The sequence below is a fragment of the Rhizobium sp. LARHSG275 genome, assembly GCF_052871115.1.
Window position 1 is genome coordinate 171017 of the sequence record NZ_JBIXJN010000003.1, and the last position, 17266, is coordinate 188282.

Sequence of the window (17266 nt, forward strand, 5' to 3'; positions counted from 1 at the left end):
GAGATCGAGATCTTGGCGATCAAGGCTTGGCGAGATCCCAGTTGCCGCCGACGCCATCGCCGGTGATGTCGCCCATCTTCTTGTCTTTGACCCAGAAATAGAGCGGCATGCCGTCCTTGGCCCATTGCTTCTTGCCATCCTTGCGCTCGATGATCGAATATGCACCATCTGCCTTGGCATCGGAAGCCGCCATCAGCGGAGGCCAGTTCTTGGCGCAATCGCCGTTGCAATTGGAAACGCCCTTCACGTCCTTCTTGAAGGTGTAGAGCGTCATGCCGTTTTCGCCTGCAAGCACCTTGCCCTTTTCGGATTCGACGGTCTTGACAGGAGGGGCGGCGAAAGCAGCGGTCGCGGCAAAGGCGGCGGCAGCCACGACGGACAGGAATTTCACGGATTTCATGATATCTCTCCTCAGATTGGGCACGCAATCTTGCGATACCTGAGATGAGACACGAGGCGCGGTGGTTTTATTCCAGACGCAGCAAAAGTTTTCACGGCGGGCGAGGTGGGCCGAAGCCGTTTCACCCGCGTATGTCCGGTCGGCGTTCGACACGGAGCCGATGGCGATCCTGGGCGGGCCTTCCGGCTGTCGAACCTGGTGCGTCCCAGTATCGAGGCGACACTTGCGATTTTGGCCTCGACCGCGGCGAATTCGACGTGATCGCAACGCTTGCCGTTCCGGACCGCCTTACCTGATGACCCCGACGGAGATGTATTCGGCGCTGATGATCTCGTCGAGTGTCATCGTTCAAGCAGCAAGACGCTGCTTTTGCAGGTCATTTACATCGGGCCGGTTTTCGGATATGATATGTCCTTAATTCTATTGGCAGAGCCAGCCATCACACGAGTTGCTGAATGATCCTGAAAAGCCAGGTCGAGTGGGCGCTTCACTGCTGCGCCATTCTCGCGGGCCTGCCAGAGGGCAGGTATCTTTCCACCAAGGCGCTCGCCGAGCTTCATGGCCTGCCGAAGGAATATCTCTCCAAGGCGCTGCAGAGCCTTTCGCAGGCGTCGCTGGTCGAGACCACGCTCGGGCCGAGCGGCGGCTACCGGCTTGCCCAGGCTTCGTCGGAGATCAATTTTCTTGAGATCGTTGAGGCGGTCGAGGGGAAGGCGCGCAGCTTCACCTGCACGAACATCCGGGAAAACAATCCCTGCCGGCCGGCCGGTTATTGCGACAGCAAGCCCTGCGCGGTCGCCCGCATCATGTGGGAAGCCGACGAAGCCTGGCGCGATACTCTGAGGCGCGTGCGGCTTTCCGATCTGGTCGGCACCTTGTCCGAGGAAGTGCCGGCCGACATTTGGCGGAGCACGTTCGAATGGGTGCTCAAGCGCGCCGGCTGAGCGGGGTACCGGTCTCTATGCCTTGAAGATAGTTCTGATGGCTTTCAGGATGGCATGGGCCCTGCGGGCATGTTCCGGGGGCAAGGAGGCGCTATTGCGGAATCGCTCGGCGCGGCTGGCGAGGTGGTCGGCGATTTCTTCCGCCAGCGCCGGACGTTCGCTTAGTAGCGGCGCGAAGGCCTCCTGATTGATCTCATAGGCGGTAACGGGGATCAGAGCCTCCAGGGTGCACACTTCCTGCATGCCGGCGAGCAGTCCGGTCTCGCCAAAAAAGTCGCCCGGCGCGAGCCGTCCGCGTTCCTCGCCTGCGTTCCTCGCCGCGATGATGCCGGCGCGCACCATCATCAGTGAGGGCAGCATTTCGCCCTCGCGCACGATGACGTCACCCTTGCGGAACTGTCGGACAGCCGTGATATCGGCGAGTTTTGCCTTTTCATCCGATGTCAGCATCGTAAAGACCGGAATGGCCTCGATCAGTTCGCGTGGTGTCACGCTGGGTGGGCGCGCGTCCTCTTCCGTCGGCAGGCCGGTCGTCACGATTGCGGCGCTGGCCGGAGCGGCGAGCAGCAGGCCGGCGGATTTGCAATGGCGGTAAACGAGATCGAGCACCTCGCTTCGCGCAATGGCGCGCCGGTTCGGGCTCGTCACCCTGAAATAGAGATCGATTTCCAGCGCAGCGGCATCAAGTCCCTTGAGCGCGACCACCGGCGGCGGCTCGCGCAAGATCGAATTGCAGCTTGCCAACGCCGCTTCCATAACGCGCTGGATCGCTTCGGGCATGCGCGTCGGTGCAACGCGGACGGTGAGAGTCAGCAGATGGGTTTCGTCTGGCCGGCTGATGTTGGTCAGTCCGAGCTTCGCCAAAAAACTGTTCGGCAGAACGACGACATTGTTGGCGCCGGTCAGGATGTGTGTGGCACGCCAATTGCTTTCGACGACGCGTCCCTCCGTGCCGTCGCTGAGAAGGATCCAGTCGCCGATGACATATGGCCGGCCGAGTGTCAGGGCGATGCCGGAGAACACGTCGGCGAGCGTATTCTGAAGCGCCAGACCGAGAATGATGGCGACCACGCCCGAGGTGGCAACGAGGGTTCCGATCGGCACGCCAAAGACGAAGGCCAGAACCGACAGAGCCATGCCGATATAGACGACGCCGATGACGAGATCCTGGAGCAGGCGGGCCTCCCGCGGATTGCCCTCCAGCACCAGATACAGCCTGATGAAACCGATGACGGCCCATGCCAGATGGATCCACCAGAGCGATTTTGCAATAATGACGAGCAAAGCCTGCGGATCTTCGGACTCATATCCTTGAAACCGGTGGGGTTCGATGCCGCTGACGACGAGGATCAGCGTCATCACCGCAAAGAAGAGGATCTGCACCACCAGCCGGGTCGTCGGCCGTTGGCGGGAAAGGAAGTACCAGACGGCGATACCGGCAAAGCCGACTGTTATCAGGGATATCAAAGGCTTGCCGAAGAGCACGTCGTGAATCATCTCTCAGTCTCCGGAATGGCGGGCGGCACATGATTCAGTATGTCGGCCGCCCGCGCAAGCATCGGCCGGCGCGAATGACCAGCGCATCGGCCCGAAAATCGGAATCAATTTTCGGGCCGATGCGGGGATTGAAAGTGTTACAGCCTTCTTTGCTCGTCTGGTAAGAGGCGCGGCGCTGCAAGACGGATCGTCAGTTCTTCAGCGGGTAGGTCAGCTCTTTCTGGCTGGTGTCGACGACGAAGACGGCGAGCAGGCGGGCGGGCTTGGTGTCGCTGCCGTTGGCGCTGACACCATGGCGGTCGCCCGGCATTTCGGAGAAGCTCTCTCCGGCCTGATAGACCTTGACCGGCCCATCATTGACCTGGCTGCGGATCGAGCCTTCGAGCACGGTGGCGTAGATGAAGGCCGTATCGGGATGGGTGTGGCCTTCGGAGAAGCCGCCCGGGCCATATTCGACCAACACACCCTTGATGCTTTTACCCGGTACGTTCGGAAGTTCGTGCTCATAGACGAGCGTGACCTTGGCAGCCTTGTTACCGTCCTCGGCGGCAGCGCCGGTGAACGCCAGGCAAGCAAGAGCGGCGGCGAGGAAATGTGATCTGATCATTGGAATCTCCACGGTTGATAGGGTTGAGCCGGGCGCAGCCGCGTGGCCGCGTCCTCAGGGCAAGTCGGATCACTTCGGCTGGGCGGACTTCGCAAACCACTGCTCGAAGGTGATCGAGCCGAGCCGCGGGTCGTTGTCGGAAACGAGCGACTGGTCGTTGAGTCTCGCGCCGAAATATTTCGCCTCGGCATCGGCCTCGACGGTGCGCGGGTCCTTCATGGCCTTCAAATACCGGGCGACGAGTTCGCTGAGGCGCGCCCGTTCCGGACCTGATATCTCGATCGTCGCATTAGCGGGCGATGCCAGAGCCACATCCGCCATGACGTCGGCGACGTCGTCGGAAACGATCGGCTGAATGTAGGCGGGCGACAGGCGGACAGTCTGGCCGACCGTGCCCGATTGCACGATGCCGGCAAGGAATTCCATGAACTGCGTCGAATGGACGATGGTGTAGGGAATTCCCGATGCCTTGATCAGTTTTTCCTGGGCGAGTTTGCCGCGGAAATAGCCGCTTTCCTGCAGACGCTCGGTGCCGACGACGGAGAGAGCGATATGATGCTTGACGCCGGCGAGTTTTTCGGCGGCGAGAAGATTGTGGCCCGAGGTCTCGAAGAATTCGAGCACGGCCTTGTCCTCGAAGGACGGCGAATTGGCGAGGTCGAGCACGACTTCGGCGCCTGAGAGCGCCTCCGCCAGTCCTTCTCCGGTGATCGTGTTGACGCCGGAGTTCGGTGAGGCGGCGATCACTTCGTGGCCGCGCTTGCGCAGGCGTTCGACAGTTTTCGAACCGATAAGGCCGGTTCCGCCGATGACAACGATTTTCATAACAGATCTCCGTTCGCTGCCGCGGCGCGGCAGCGTCAAAGGTGAATCTTCTCAATGAATTGCGCGGTTTAGTTCAGGCCGGCCTTATCGAGACCGTAGGCCTTGTCGGCCGAACCGGGTACGGTCTTGAAGCCGACATTGACGCGGTTCCAGGCGTTGATCGCCATGACGGCGAAAGTCAGGTCCGAGATTTCTTTCTCGGAAAGCTGGCCGCGCACCCGTTCGTAAATTTCGTCGGGAACGCCGCCTTCGGGCAGCTTGGTCAGTGCTTCGGTCCAGGCAAGGGCTGCGCGCTCGCGGGGGATGAACAGGTTCGATTCCCGCCAGATGGCGACGTGGTAGAGCCGCAGTTCCGTCTCGCCGTGGATCTTGGCCTGCTTCACATGCATGTCGAGGCAAAAGCCGCATCCATTGATCTGCGAGGCGCGGATCTCGACGAGGGCCTGCAGCTTCTCGTCGATCACGCTGCCCTTCAGCGCCATGCTGAATTCCATGAATTTCTTGAAAAGCTCGGGGGACTGCTGGGCGTAGTTCAGTCGCTGGGTCATGTAACTTCTCCTCTAATTAAGGATATTAAATATCCTTATGGATAGAGGATATCCTTAATTGCTGGACTGTAAAGCCATTCTCGCTTAGTCTGGCTGCATAAAGCCTATGCGCAAAAGTATGAGGGGCAGGGGATGGATATCGTTTCGGCATTGCGGACCTTTCAGCGCGTCGTGGAGACGGGGTCGTTCTCGGCGGCGGCGCACGATCTCGACGTGACGCAGCCGGCGGTCTCGCGACAGGTCGCAGCCCTCGAAGGCCATTTCGCCACCCGCCTCCTGCATCGCACGACGAGCGGCCTGTCGCTGACGGCAGAGGGGGAGCGGATGTTGCCGATGGCGCTGCGGATTCTCGAAGCGATTGAGGAGCTTGGCGATGCGGCCGGATCGGACGGCGCCATGGCCTCGGGAAAGGTCAGGCTCAGCGTTCCAGCACCACTCGGCCTCTATCTCAGCGAGCGGCTCGGCGATCTTCTCGCCGCCTATCCGAAGCTCTCGGTCGAACTCATCTTCAGGGAGCAGGGCTCGGATATGATCGAGGAGCGCCTGGATCTCGAAGTGCGCTTGGGCCAGGTCGCCGACAGCAGCCTCGTCTGCCGGCGGATCGGCTGGACGACCGCTTTCCTCGTTGCAGCTCCCGCCTATCTCGCGCGCAGGGCGGCTCCCCGCGCACCGAAGGAGATCAAGGACCATGAATGCCTGTGTTACAACAGGGCAGGCGAGGCCAATAGCTGGTCCTTCTCGAATGGCTCGGAAGACATATCGGTGCGGATCTCACCGCGGCTGACCGCCTGCAATGCCGTCGCCATTCACCGGGCAGCCCTTGCTGGAGCGGGTCTTGCGGTACTTTCGCACATCATCGCTATGCCCGATATCGCTGCCGGCCGGCTGGTCCCCGTAATGAAGGATTTCCAGCCGAGCCGGCTGCCGGTTACCGTCGTTTTTCCCTCGCGGCGCAACATGCCGCTGCGCGTCAAGACGGTTCTGAATTTTCTCACCGAGGCTATGGGGCAGGACCCGTCGATGTGCGCCAGTGGCGCGGACCGGCAGTGGAACTGATGATCGTCCGGCCGGGCGATTTGCCGTTTTCCGCCTTGCCTAAAGCCTGCGAATCCTGCCAAGTCCTGCGATCATGCAATTTGCGCCGCAACAAGATGAAGCCCTGAAGGCTGTTTCGAAATGGCTGAAGGAAGGGCGCTCGCCGCTCTTTCGCCTGTTCGGCTATGCCGGCACGGGAAAGACGACGCTTGCCAAGCATTTTGCCGAAAATGTCGATGGCGACGTGCTGTTTGCCGCCTTCACCGGCAAGGCGGCGCAGGTGCTGCGCTCGCGCGGCGCCTCGAACGCCCGGACGATCCATTCGCTGATCTACCGGCCGCGCGGCGAGGAGGCGGTGGAAGACGAGGAAACAGGCAAGACCTCGATCGCGCCGATGTTTTCGATCAACCGGCAAAGCCCGGTCGCCAAGGCGGCGCTGATCATCGTCGACGAATGCTCGATGGTGGACGAGGCGCTCGGCAAGGATCTGATGAGCTTCGGCACGCCAATCCTGGTGCTCGGCGATCCTGGCCAGCTGCCGCCGGTCACAGGCGGCGGCTACTTTACCAATCAGGAGCCGGACTACCTGCTCACCGATATCCACCGGCAGGCGCGCGACAATCCGATCATCAAGCTCGCCATGCAGGTGCGCGAAGGCAATGAAGTGATGTACGGCGATTACGGTACGGCCAAGGTGATCTCGAAAAACGAGGTGACGCAGCAACTGGTCCTCGATGCTGATCAGGTGCTCGTCGGCACCAATCGCACGCGGCGGCGCTACAATCAGCGCCTGCGCGAACTGAAAGGCTTCAATGCCGATTATCCCCAGACCGGCGACAAGCTCGTCTGCCTGCGGAACGATCCGGCCAAGGGCCTGCTCAACGGCTCGCTCTGGCAGGTGATGACCTCATCCAAGGAAACGACGAAGCCCGGCATCAATCTGCTTGTCCGTCCTGAAGACGATGACATGGACCGGGGGGCTGCCAAGATCAAGCTGCTGAAACAGGCCTTCGAGGATGTCGAGGGTGAGATCCCCTGGAACACTCGCAAGCGCTATGACGAGTTCGACTACGGCTATGCGCTGACCGTTCACAAGGCGCAGGGTTCGCAATGGAATGATGTCGTGCTCTTCGACGAGAGCTGGGCGTTTCGCGATACCCGGGAACGCTGGCTTTACACTGCGATCACGCGCGCGGCGGAGACGCTGACGATCGTTCGCTGACCCGATCTCGCCCGTGATCTCGATCACATCCGTGATCCCGGTCGCACCCGCGACCAGATCGCATCTGCTGATCGGACAGAGGAAAGAGGAGACGGTGGCGGCCGTCGGGGCGTGATTCAGGCCTGCACGATGCCGAGCAGAACTGCCTTGGCGATGGCCTGGAAGCGGTTGTTGGCGCGGAATTTCAGGATGATTCCGGCTTCCAGGTCACGGGTTTCGTCATGTTTCAGGTCGAGCGCCCGGGCGATGCGCTGGGTGGAGTAGCCTTCTGCCATCAGTTCCAGGCAACGCCGCTCCTGCGCGGTCAGGCTTGCGCTGTCCTGGTTGTCGTTCAGCGGCGGATCCTCGATGCTGCCGTCGAAATCAAGGAGGTCACCGACCTGCTGGAGCTGGCGGTGCAGCGTCGACATCTCGGCCGTCAGCTCGCGCTTGCGCACCTGCAGGGCCTCGCGGAACATCGCTTCGGCCGTTTCCTGCGAATCGGCGTTGCGGAGTTCGTCCATCAGTTCCTGGATGACGGCGATCGGCATGCCGGTTTCGCGGCAGACTGTAATGACGGCCATGCGCATCACGTCGTCCTGGCCGTAGACCCGCATCAGGCCGATGCGATTGGCTGAAATCAACCCTTTCTCTTCATAGAAATGCAGTGTCCTGTGTGTGACGCCGAATGCGTTTGCCATGTCGGCAATGGGCACGGGACCGTCCGGTAGATCCGGCGGTAGCGCGGCCGAAGGCAGGAACCGGTATTTCGACCGGGCCTCCGAAGCGATACCGGCGGTGGCAAACAGGCGTTTGGAACCGTCTGGCATGAACCCTCCTGGGGCATGTTGTTGCACCTCATGCGGCTTTGCCAGTTGCTTCCCATGCGCGGCGAGTGGGGTTTCCTCTAGGCGTTCTTCTCAGTGGGAAAGAAGCAGTACGCGGCGTACTCTACGCGATACGATGTCCACGTTATGCGTGAACGATCTCTTTTATAAGTGCTAAAAATAATCTCTTTTAAATGGGATAGCAACTTTACCGGCATATTTTGCCGGGTTCTTGGGTGTGTTGCACAAAAACATGTGCTGCGCTGCGGGATCTCGCCATCCTCTTCAAAGGTGACGGGATTTACTGTCTGCGGTAAGCGTGCGGCAAATGCTCAGCGTAATTTCGATGCCCATCAGCGATCGGCATCGCATCCATTTGTGAATCTCGTTGGCCATCGCGGAGCACTTGGCTTAAAAGCAGGTCTCCCATTTCCGTGACCGATGGATCTCGCCATGCCCGCCAAGCTCTCCGTGAACCTCAACGCCGTCGCCATGCTGCGCAACCGGCGCGATCTGCCCTGGCCGAGCGTCGAAGCGCTCGGGCGCATCGCACTCGCGTCCGGCGCCAGCGGCCTGACGGTGCATCCGCGCCCCGACCAGCGGCACGTCCGCTTCTCCGACCTGCCTGTCATCCGCAACCTGATAGACGACGAATTCCCCAAGGCCGAGTTCAATATCGAGGGTTATCCCACAGAGGATTTTTTCGAACTCTGCGCAGGCGCGGCACCCGAGCAGGTGACGCTGGTGCCTGACGATCCCGCGCAGGCGACCTCCGATCACGGCTGGGATTTCCGCAAGCACCGGGCGTTCCTGACCGATGCCGTCGCGCGGCTGAAGACGATGGGATGCCGGGTGTCGTTGTTTGCCGACGGTGACGGGGACGCACAGGCGGTTGAGATCGCCAAGGCCGTCGGCGCCGATCGGATCGAACTCTATACCGGCCCCTACGGCGGTTGCTTCGACGCGCCGGAGCGGGCGGCCCCGATCCTGGAAGCGCTTGGACGGACGGCGGATGCAGCCCTCACAATCGGCCTTGCCGTCAATGCTGGTCACGATCTGACGGTCGAAAACCTGCCGGCGCTGGTCAGGCGCATTCCCCGGCTTGCCGAGGTCTCGATCGGCCATGGTCTGACCGCCGATGCGCTGGAATATGGCATGGCGGAAACGGTACGGCGCTTCTGCCGGGCCTGCGGGCAGGCGGTTTGAGAGAGGCGAAGAGTCTCCAGGCTCAACAACTTAGGTGTGGTAGATTCCTATGACAGGTGCAGAAGAAAGCGGTCACTCACCTGGTTCAATCTCTCCGCGTCCGACCCAAGAGATGGCAAGGCGCCGCTACACGTCTCTTCTCCCCGGCGGGGAGAAGGTGCTGGCAGGCGGTTGAGGGGGTGAGCGGCGAAGGCCGCGAATGCGCTGAGCGCCAGCGAAGGGCGATAGATAGGGCGTGCCGTGCGGCCCCCTCATCCGACCCTTCGGGCCACCTTCTCCCCGCTGGGGAGAAGAGGGAGCCAAGCAAGGACTTCAATCATTCTATAGGATAGCCCCTCTCAAGTCTGCCCGCTTTGACGCAAGTGGCACGGCGCGTCTGCTCTAAACGACTCATCTGAAATGAAGAAGTTTTCGAGTCCAAAGTTCGGTCGCTCTGCGTCCCTGCGCCAAGCGCAGGGACGCAGCAGACTCAATGCGCGCTTGAAGCCGTCAGCGCCGCCTTGTGTTCCACGAAGAAATCTTTCAGCGGCTGCGGCTGTTTGCCGGTCAGCTTGGTGAAGTCTTCGGTGACGATGTCGAAATTGCCGGCGCGGGTGTTGGCGTCGGCAGAAACCAGCATGTCGGCGACAAAACCGGGGAGGCCGGCGCCGCGCATGCCCTGGCCGAGTTGTTCGTCATTGACGTCGATCACTTCGAGCGGCTTGCCGGCGACGTCGGAAACGATGGCGGCGATCTGCCGGCTGTCCAGCGACTGCGTGCCGGTCACCGTATAGGTGGCGCTCTCGGATGTGCCGGAGGCAAGGGCCGCGGCGATCGCCAGGGCGCAGTCGTCACGCGAGATGGTCGAGATCTTGCCGTCGCCCGTGGCGCTGTACCATTTGCCGCCCTGCAGGTTGTGCGGCATGCCGTGCAGGTAGTTGTCGTGATACCAGGCGTCGCGGATGATCGTATGGGCGACACCGCTTGCCTTGATGGCGTTTTCGCTGCCGAGATGATCGGGCGCGAAGGTGACGAGCGAATTGTCCGGCGCCGGCATCGAGGTATAGGCGATGTGCTTGACGCCTGATTTGACTGCTGCCGCGACGGCACCCTTGTGCTGGGCGAGACGCTTGCCGGGGGTGTCGAGCGCATCGGTGCTGATAATCAACAGTCGATCGACGCCGGCGAAAGCCGTCTCCAGGCTTGCCGCATCGTCGAAATCGGCCTTGCGGATAACGACGCCCTTGTTTTCCAGATCGGAAAGCTTTTCCGGCTGGCGCGTTGCCGCGACGATGTTGCCTGGAGCGACCTTGTAGGTCTCGATGAGGTGATGGATGACACGCTGGCCGAGCTGTCCGGCGGCGCCGGTGACCAGGATGGTTTCGCTCATACGTCGGGTTCCTTCTATGTTTCAGAGGCGGTCTCAAAAAGAGAGTAACACTAGAATAGGAATTGACTTCGCGGTGTAAAGGAGGCAGTTTTTCGGCTGTACGTTACTAAAAGGGAACCAGCAGATGAGTGGCGCAGTCCTCAGTCTGAAGAACAGGATGCCGGGGACGCGGCGCGAGATCGATCTTGCCGGTCTTGATTTCGGCAATTGCCCGGTCAGGGACATGATGCAGCAGATCGGCGGCAAATGGTCGACTCTGCTGCTCGATGTGCTGGCGGATCGGCCTTATCGATTCGGCGAGTTGCGGCGGATGATACCCGATATTTCGCAACGCATGCTGACGCAGACGCTGCGCGACCTGCAGAGAGACGGTTACATCCACCGCGAGGTTTTCCCGACCAAGCCGCCGAGTGTGGAATATTCGATGACCGAACTCGGCCGCTCGCTGTACCAGACGCTGGCGCAACTGTTGAACTGGGCGGAAGCGAACCATGATGCCGTTCGCGCCGCCCGTTCTCAGTTCGATTCCGTCGACAAATAGGCCGGCTTCTTACTCGCCGCGTCCTTCCGTCAGGAACAGCAGGAAGGCCAGCGCCGGGAAGCAGAAGCCGATCCAGGCCGTCATCGTCCAGCCGCCGGTCGCATAGGCCCAGCCGCCGAGTGCTGAGCCCAGGGCGCCGCCGGCAAAGAAGGTCGCCATGAACAAGCCGTTGAGCCGGCTGCGGTGTTCCGGGTTCAGCGCATAGATGGCGCGCTGGCCGCAGACGAGATTGGTGGTCACGCCGAAATCGAGGAGGATCGCCGCTGCCGTCAAAAGCAGCAGAGCGGTGAGCGAGCCGTCTGCGGCGAAATGGCTGATCAGGAAGGCGGCCATGCCGAGCAGCATGGCGAGCGTCGAGGCGATCTTTGTCATGCCGCGGTCGGCAAGCCTGCCGGCGATCGGCGAGGCGACGGCGCCGGCAGCACCTGCGAGGGCGAAGAGGGCAATGCCGTTCTGCGTCAGGCCGAAGGCCGGGCTTGCAAGCAGCAGCGGCGTCGTCGTCCAGAACAGGCTGAAGGCACCGAACATGCCGGCCTGATAGAGCGCCCGGCGCTGCAGCACGCGCGAGGTGAGCGCCAGATGGCCCATAGAAGCGAGCAACTCGCCATAACGCAGCTTCGTCTTCGGCACGCGAACCGGCAGGTTGATGCGCAAGACGACGGCGAGCACGAGCATGAGCGCTGCGGTGACGTAGTAGACCATGTGCCAGGAGGAGGCCTCGGCGACGAAGCTTGCGAAGGGGCGGGCGAGCATGATGCCGCAGAGCAGGCCGCTCATGACATTGCCGACGACCTGGCCGCGCGTGGCATCCGGCGCCATGTTGGCAGCGAAAGGAACCAGGACCTGAACTGCGACAGATGAAAGACCGATAGAGAGCGAAGCGACGAGGAAGGCCGCGGGCGTCGACGACAGCGCCGCGCCGATGAGCGCGACAGCGGAGACGGCGATCAGCATCAACACCAGACGGCGGTTTTCGGTGAGATCGCCGAGCGGCACGATCAGCAGCAGGCCGAGGCCGTAGCCGATCTGCGTTAACGTGACGATCAGGCCGGTGGCGGCAGGCGTGAAGCCGAGATCGGCACTGATCGGGCCGGCCAGCGGCTGGCCGTAATAGAGATTGGCGGCCACCAGCCCGCAGGCGGCGGCGAAAAGGAAGGTTAGCCAAGGGGATAGCGCCCTGGGAATGGCCCTATCCGGCGTGGTGGCTGAAATGCTCATCAGAAACTCCGGTATTCAAAGATTGAAAGGATTGAATGCAAAAATGCTGGCTGCGGCCACCCGATCCTTGACCGAATACCGGTATTTCTCTCGTCCACGATGTGGACTGTTCAGGTCACGAGCTTCATCGCGGCCTCGGCCGCGGACAGCATCTCTTCCCTGCTGCGTCCTGTTTTGCCGATGACGCGCAGGCCCTTGGTAAAGCAGAGGAAGGCGAGGGCGGCGGCATCGGGGTCTACCGTCTTCGGAATGCTGCCGTCTGTCTGGCCGATGCGGATGAGATCGGCCATCAGCTTTTCGTCCGCGGTAAAGGCAGTCACGACGTGGGCAGCGGCTTCCTCGTCAAGCAGGGCGAAGTCGTTGGCGCCGCCGACAACGAGACAGCCTTTGCGGCCGGCCTCGCCATAGGAGACCTCGGCATAATACATCACCATCTGGAAGACCTTCTCGCGACCGGTCTTCGCAGACGCGATCATCGCTTCCAGGCGCCGTCGGCCAAGTTTTCGATAATGGGCGAAAGCAGCCAGAAAGATGCCGCGCTTATCCTTGAATGCCTTGTAGATGCTCCCCGAAGCAAGGCCCATTGCTTCGGTCAACTCGCTGATGGAGGCGGCGTGATAGCCGCGTTCGGAAAAGACGCGGAGCGCCGCATCCAGTGCTGCGTCCATATCGAACTCGCGCGGACGGCCACGGCTGCGGGTCTTTGCTTCTGGTGTGAGATTGGCAACGGTCATGGCGCCTAATTAGGGAATGAACATTTCCAAATCAAGTGAAATTTCTGCGACGCAGCAAATTCAGAGATCGAGCACCCAGTTCTGGCCGTTCGCTTCAGGGCCGAACATGCGATGTCTCTCCTCGGAGACAAGACGGAATCCCGCCTTGACGTAGATGGCGCGGGCGGTCTCCAGCATATCGTTGGTCCAGAGCGAAAGCTCGCGGTAGCCCTTCTGTTTTGAGAAGCGGATGCATTCGTCGACCAGCAGCTTGCCGAGACCGAGGCCGCGGGCTGATTTGTCGACGTAGAGCAGGCGGAGCTTGGCGACGCCGTCGCCGCCATTGGTGACGAGGACCGAACCGGCATTGACGCCGCCGCGCTCGGCGATCCAGCAATATTCTTTGACCGGATCGAAATTGGCGAGGAATTTGCCGGCGACCTCGGCGACCAGCGCCTCGAAGCGCAGATCCCAGCCATATTCCTCGGCATAGAAGCGGCCCTGGCTCTGGACGATCCAGCCGATATCGCCGGACCGGTGAGCGCGGATGATTGCCGGCGCAGGTTTTGCCGCCGGGTCGAGCAGGGCGCGAATCGTGCACATGGCGGAGACGGCCGCCTCCGGCTCGCCGCTCGCCAGGCGGTCGAAACGGGCGGCGATCTGCGCATTGGAGCGCCGGCCGAGTTCCTCGAACGTCTCGCGTCCCTGGTCGGTGACAATGATGACCTGGCTGCGAAGATCGGCCGGATCGGGGCTGGTCTCGATCAACCCCTCGGCGCGGAAACGCTTGAGAATGCGGCTGAGATAGGCCGGGTCGAGCTGCAGGTCGCGGACAAGTGCGGCGGCGCTGACGCCATCATGCGAGCCGAGCTCGAAGAGGATGCGGGCATCGGTCAGCGTGAAGGGGGTGTCGAGATAGGCCTTGTTCAAGAGGCCGAGGAAGTTCGTATAGAACCGGTTGAAATCGCGAGCGGTTTCGATGAGCGATAGGCTAGACATGATGATCTCCAAATGGAGATCCTGGTCAGACTGCTGACGAACCGTGTGCTCTTCACTCGGCGTCATCCTCGGCCTTGTGCCGAGGATCTGCTGCACCGGCTGCAGATGCTCGGGACAAGCCCGAGCATGACGAAAGAGCAGTTGGTCGACTTTGTCAGCGGCCCGGCAAAGATCTCCAGACGAAGATCTTGTCTGACATTTATTGGACTGAGTCAACTAATTTGACGATATCAGGCGGCTTCCTCTTCTGTTGTCTCGTCCATTCCCAGCGCGAAATCGACAGCCGCCCGCGCATGGATCGCTGTGGTGTCGAAGCCCGGCAGCGGCAAATGGTCGGGGTCGAGGATCAGGCAGATCTCGGTGCAGCCGAGGATGATGCTGTCGGCGCCGTTATCAACGGCGCGAGCGATGACATCGAACAGTTTTTGACGCGAACTGTCGAGCACCTTGCCGGCGCAGAGTTCGTTGAAGATAATATCGTGCACGGTCGTACGGTCGCTGGCATCAGGCACCATGATATCAACACCAAGGCTCTTCATGCGATCGCTGTAGAAGCCGTGCTCCATCGTGTAGCGGGTGGCAAGCAGCAGCGGGCGCTTGCGGCCGCTCGCATGCAGCGATTTTGCCGTCTCGTCGATGATGTGGATCAGCGGCACGGAGATCTTGGCTGCGACCTTGTCGGCGATCAGGTGCATGGTGTTGGTGCAGATGAGGATGCAGCGGGCCCCAGCGATCTGCAGGCGCAACGCCACGTCGCCGAGGCGCGAGGAGGCCATATCCCAGTCGCCGGCCTTCTGGAGCGCGACGATCTCTTCGAAATTGACCGAATGCAGGATGAGTTCAGCCGAGGCGAGGCCACCCTTGCGGTCGCGCACCATCTCGTTGACGAGGCGGTAATAGACCGCCGAACTTTCGAAACTCATGCCACCGATCAGTCCGATCATTTCCATTTCTTCACGCTCCCATGCTTCTCAACTGTCGGGAATGATGCCGCGATTCCGGCGCGACGTGTTTGCGTTGTTTGTCATCTCAGTGAAATACGTGATACCATTTTGCGTGGATTTACGAGTTTATGCAAAAATTCGGCGAGAGGTTCAGTCTAGACACATGCTTGACGATCGCGATAGGCGCATTCTCGACATGCTGCAGAAGGATGCAGGCATATCCGTGACCGATCTTGCCGAGCGTGTGGCGCTTTCGGTTTCGGCCTGCTCCCGGCGCATCCAGCGGCTGGAGGAGAGCGGCCATATCGCCCGGCGCATCGTCGTGCTCGATCGGGAAAAGATGGGCGTGCCGACGACGCTCTTCGCACTGGTCAAGACGGCGCACCATTCCGATGAATGGACGGAGACCTTCCGCCGGATCATCGGCGACATCCCCGAAATCGTCGAAGCGCACCGCCTGACCGGCAACCATGATTACATCCTGAAGATCGTGCTGCCGCGCGTCGAGCATTACGACGTGATCTATAAGCAGATCGTGCGTAAGCTCGAACTCTTCGATGTCTCGGCGTCGATCTCGATGGAAGAATTGAAACATGGAATGGCGATACCCGTAGGGTATGCCGATTGAGTCGGCTCCACCGACCGGGATGCAGGGCAGGCATGCCGAAACGGCAGTTGCAACCATCGCGGCGAAGGCCACATTGGCTTTGAGCGAAAATGGCGCAAAGGGGTAGGTCATGAGCGATCATCATGTCGTCGTTGTCGGCGGTGGTTTCGGCGGGTTGCAGCTCGTCAACGGGTTGAAGAGTGCCGGCGTCAAGATTACGCTGGTCGACCGGCGCAATCACCATCTCTTCCAGCCGCTGCTCTATCAGGTGGCGACCACCATTCTCTCCACCTCGGAGATCGCCTGGCCGATCCGCCGCCTCTATGCCGACCGGCCTGACGTGACGGTGCTGCTCGGAGAGGTCACCGACGTGGACAGCGGTGCGAAGACGGTTTCCTTACGCAACGGCATAACTCTTGGTTACGATACGCTGGTGCTGGCGACCGGGGCGACGCATGCCTATTTCGGCCATGACGAATGGGAGCCGGTGGCGCCCGGCCTGAAGACGCTGGAGGATGCGACGACGATCCGCCGGCGCGTGCTGCTCGCCTTCGAGCGAGCGGAGATGGAGAGCGATCCCGCTGCACGCGACGCGCTGCTGACCTTCACCATCGTCGGGGCCGGGCCGACCGGCGTCGAGTTGGCCGGCATCATTGCCGAGCTCGCGCATTTCACGTTGCCCAAGGAGTTCCGCAACATCGACACGCGCAAGACCCGCGTCGTGCTGGTCGAGGCCGGCCCGCGGGTGCTGCCGACCTTCGCCGAGGAGCTTTCGGCCTATGCGCAGAAGGCGCTGGAAAAACTCGGGGTCGAGATCCATCTCGGCAAGCCGGTGACCGAATGCAACGCCCACGGCGTGAAGATCAGCGAGACCTTCGTTGCCAGCCGGACGATCGTCTGGGCAGCCGGCGTCACCGCCTCGCCGGCGGCAAGGTGGCTCGACGTTGCGGCCGACCGGGCGGGCCGCGTCGTGGTCGAGAAGGATCTGAGCGCGCCGGGGCTGCCCGACGTCTTCGTCGTCGGCGATACCGCATCGGTCATGCGCGAGGACGGCAAACCGGTGCCGGGCATTGCGCCGGCCGCCAAACAGCAGGGCGGATACGTCGCCAAGGTGATCCGCGCCCGCATATCCGGCAAACCGGCGCCGGCGCCCTTCCGCTACTGGCATCAGGGCAGCCTGGCGACGATCGGCAAGAGTGCTGCGATCATCGATTTCGGCCGGATCAAGCTGAAGGGCTGGCTCGCCTGGTGGATCTGGGGCCTTGCCCATATCTACTTCCTGATTGGCACTCGCTCGCGCTTCTCCGTCGCCTGGAGCTGGCTGTGGATCTATCTGAGCGGCCAGCACAGCGCCCGGCTGATCACCCAGCGGGAGACGATGCGGGAGGAGGGATAAAGCCCTTCTTCGGGTCATGTTCGGGACAGCAGGAGAAGGCGTGCCGCGGGGCACCCCCCTCTGCCCTGCCGGGCATCTCCCCCACAAGTGGGGAGATCACAAGTGGCGAAACCGTCCCGTCTCTCTAACGTTTCACCCAGCTTTGACGTCAGTTGTTTGGGGAAGCCGGCGACCCTAGCTAATCTCCCCACCTGTGGGGAGATGCCCGGCAGGGCAGAGGGGGGCGGTCACGGCACGCCGTTCCATGAAACCAGCCACGAGCGCGCCCACGCGTGAACGTGATACGCCCAAGCTTGACATATCTCCGCACACGCCCTTAGCATTCCGCCCGCGTCTCCCCACCGCTGGGGGTTACGCATCCAGCCGTCGCCATCAGCAGGTAGAGGTTC

Annotated in this window: 18 protein-coding genes and 1 pseudogene; 8 read left to right on the forward strand and 11 right to left on the reverse strand. The window is 61.5% G+C overall.

What is annotated here, in order from left to right; translation table 11 throughout:
• Positions 1 to 19 precede the first annotated feature (19 nt).
• Entirely contained in the window at positions 20 to 400 is a 381-nt protein-coding gene (locus ACIPSK_RS04655) for a COG4315 family predicted lipoprotein (RefSeq protein ID WP_162116017.1), read from the reverse strand.
• A 61-nt stretch (positions 401 to 461) separates the two neighbouring features.
• Between ACIPSK_RS04655 and ACIPSK_RS04660 the strand changes: the two are divergent.
• Positions 462 to 737: pseudogene (locus ACIPSK_RS04660) on the forward strand (hypothetical protein); the annotation flags it as partial.
• A gap of 118 nt (positions 738 to 855) precedes the next feature.
• Entirely contained in the window at positions 856 to 1344 is a 489-nt protein-coding gene (locus ACIPSK_RS04665) for an RrF2 family transcriptional regulator (protein ID WP_162116018.1), read from the forward strand.
• A 15-nt stretch (positions 1345 to 1359) separates the two neighbouring features.
• On the opposite strand, the gene ACIPSK_RS04670 is transcribed toward ACIPSK_RS04665, so the two are convergent.
• From ACIPSK_RS04670 to ACIPSK_RS04685, 4 genes are all read right to left on the reverse strand, one after another.
• Entirely contained in the window at positions 1360 to 2841 is a 1482-nt protein-coding gene (locus tag ACIPSK_RS04670; RefSeq protein ID WP_162116019.1) for a cyclic nucleotide-binding domain-containing protein, read from the reverse strand.
• 190 nt (positions 2842 to 3031) lie between these two features.
• On the reverse strand, positions 3032 to 3448 hold the full coding sequence (locus tag ACIPSK_RS04675; protein ID WP_162116020.1) for a cupin domain-containing protein: 417 nt from the start codon (positions 3446 to 3448) through the stop codon (positions 3032 to 3034).
• Between the two features lie 69 nt (positions 3449 to 3517).
• Positions 3518 to 4273: an SDR family oxidoreductase gene (locus tag ACIPSK_RS04680; protein ID WP_162116021.1), complete on the reverse strand. Its 756-nt coding sequence runs from the start codon at positions 4271 to 4273 to the stop codon at positions 3518 to 3520.
• Between the two features lie 68 nt (positions 4274 to 4341).
• Entirely contained in the window at positions 4342 to 4821 is a 480-nt protein-coding gene (locus tag ACIPSK_RS04685) for a carboxymuconolactone decarboxylase family protein (RefSeq protein WP_162116022.1), read from the reverse strand.
• A gap of 132 nt (positions 4822 to 4953) precedes the next feature.
• Between ACIPSK_RS04685 and ACIPSK_RS04690 the strand changes: the two genes are divergently transcribed.
• Together ACIPSK_RS04690 and ACIPSK_RS04695 are read left to right on the forward strand one after the other, a co-directional pair.
• Positions 4954 to 5877: a LysR family transcriptional regulator gene (locus tag ACIPSK_RS04690; RefSeq protein ID WP_162116023.1), complete on the forward strand. Its 924-nt coding sequence runs from the start codon at positions 4954 to 4956 to the stop codon at positions 5875 to 5877.
• Between the two features lie 73 nt (positions 5878 to 5950).
• Positions 5951 to 7078, forward strand: a complete 1128-nt coding sequence (locus tag ACIPSK_RS04695) for an ATP-dependent DNA helicase (RefSeq protein WP_018074216.1) — start codon at positions 5951 to 5953, stop codon at positions 7076 to 7078.
• Positions 7079 to 7194: 116 nt separating this feature from the next.
• On the opposite strand, the gene ACIPSK_RS04700 is transcribed toward ACIPSK_RS04695, so the two are convergent.
• Positions 7195 to 7887: a MerR family transcriptional regulator gene (locus ACIPSK_RS04700; protein WP_162116024.1), complete on the reverse strand. Its 693-nt coding sequence runs from the start codon at positions 7885 to 7887 to the stop codon at positions 7195 to 7197.
• Between the two features lie 450 nt (positions 7888 to 8337).
• On the opposite strand from ACIPSK_RS04700, the gene ACIPSK_RS04705 reads away from it, so the two are divergent.
• Complete coding sequence (locus ACIPSK_RS04705) at positions 8338 to 9090, forward strand: pyridoxine 5'-phosphate synthase (RefSeq protein ID WP_162116025.1); 753 nt, start codon at positions 8338 to 8340, stop codon at positions 9088 to 9090.
• A gap of 469 nt (positions 9091 to 9559) precedes the next feature.
• On the opposite strand, the gene ACIPSK_RS04710 is transcribed toward ACIPSK_RS04705, so the two are convergent.
• Entirely contained in the window at positions 9560 to 10459 is a 900-nt protein-coding gene (locus ACIPSK_RS04710; protein ID WP_162116026.1) for an SDR family oxidoreductase, read from the reverse strand.
• A 124-nt stretch (positions 10460 to 10583) separates the two neighbouring features.
• Between ACIPSK_RS04710 and ACIPSK_RS04715 the strand changes: the two genes are divergently transcribed.
• Positions 10584 to 11000: a winged helix-turn-helix transcriptional regulator gene (locus ACIPSK_RS04715; RefSeq protein WP_162116027.1), complete on the forward strand. Its 417-nt coding sequence runs from the start codon at positions 10584 to 10586 to the stop codon at positions 10998 to 11000.
• Between the two features lie 9 nt (positions 11001 to 11009).
• Here the strand turns inward: ACIPSK_RS04715 and ACIPSK_RS04720 are convergent, their stop codons facing one another.
• The 4 genes from ACIPSK_RS04720 to ACIPSK_RS04735 form a co-directional block, all read right to left on the reverse strand.
• Positions 11010 to 12218 carry an MFS transporter gene (locus tag ACIPSK_RS04720; RefSeq protein WP_162116028.1) on the reverse strand — a complete coding sequence of 403 codons (1209 nt, stop codon included), beginning with the start codon at positions 12216 to 12218 and terminating at the stop codon, positions 11010 to 11012.
• A gap of 110 nt (positions 12219 to 12328) precedes the next feature.
• Complete coding sequence (locus ACIPSK_RS04725) at positions 12329 to 12952, reverse strand: TetR/AcrR family transcriptional regulator (RefSeq protein WP_162116029.1); 624 nt, start codon at positions 12950 to 12952, stop codon at positions 12329 to 12331.
• Between the two features lie 60 nt (positions 12953 to 13012).
• Positions 13013 to 13930, reverse strand: coding sequence for a bifunctional helix-turn-helix transcriptional regulator/GNAT family N-acetyltransferase (locus ACIPSK_RS04730; protein WP_162116030.1), 918 nt, complete (start codon positions 13928 to 13930; stop codon positions 13013 to 13015).
• 230 nt (positions 13931 to 14160) lie between these two features.
• Entirely contained in the window at positions 14161 to 14880 is a 720-nt protein-coding gene (locus ACIPSK_RS04735) for an aspartate/glutamate racemase family protein (RefSeq protein WP_162116031.1), read from the reverse strand.
• 157 nt (positions 14881 to 15037) lie between these two features.
• On the opposite strand from ACIPSK_RS04735, the gene ACIPSK_RS04740 reads away from it, so the two are divergent.
• Together ACIPSK_RS04740 and ACIPSK_RS04745 are read left to right on the forward strand one after the other, a co-directional pair.
• Positions 15038 to 15502 (forward strand): Lrp/AsnC family transcriptional regulator, encoded by a 465-nt coding sequence (locus tag ACIPSK_RS04740; RefSeq protein WP_162116032.1) that lies wholly within the window; start codon positions 15038 to 15040, stop codon positions 15500 to 15502.
• 109 nt (positions 15503 to 15611) lie between these two features.
• Entirely contained in the window at positions 15612 to 16877 is a 1266-nt protein-coding gene (locus ACIPSK_RS04745; protein ID WP_162116033.1) for an NAD(P)/FAD-dependent oxidoreductase, read from the forward strand.
• The last annotated feature ends 389 nt before the right edge of the window (positions 16878 to 17266 follow it).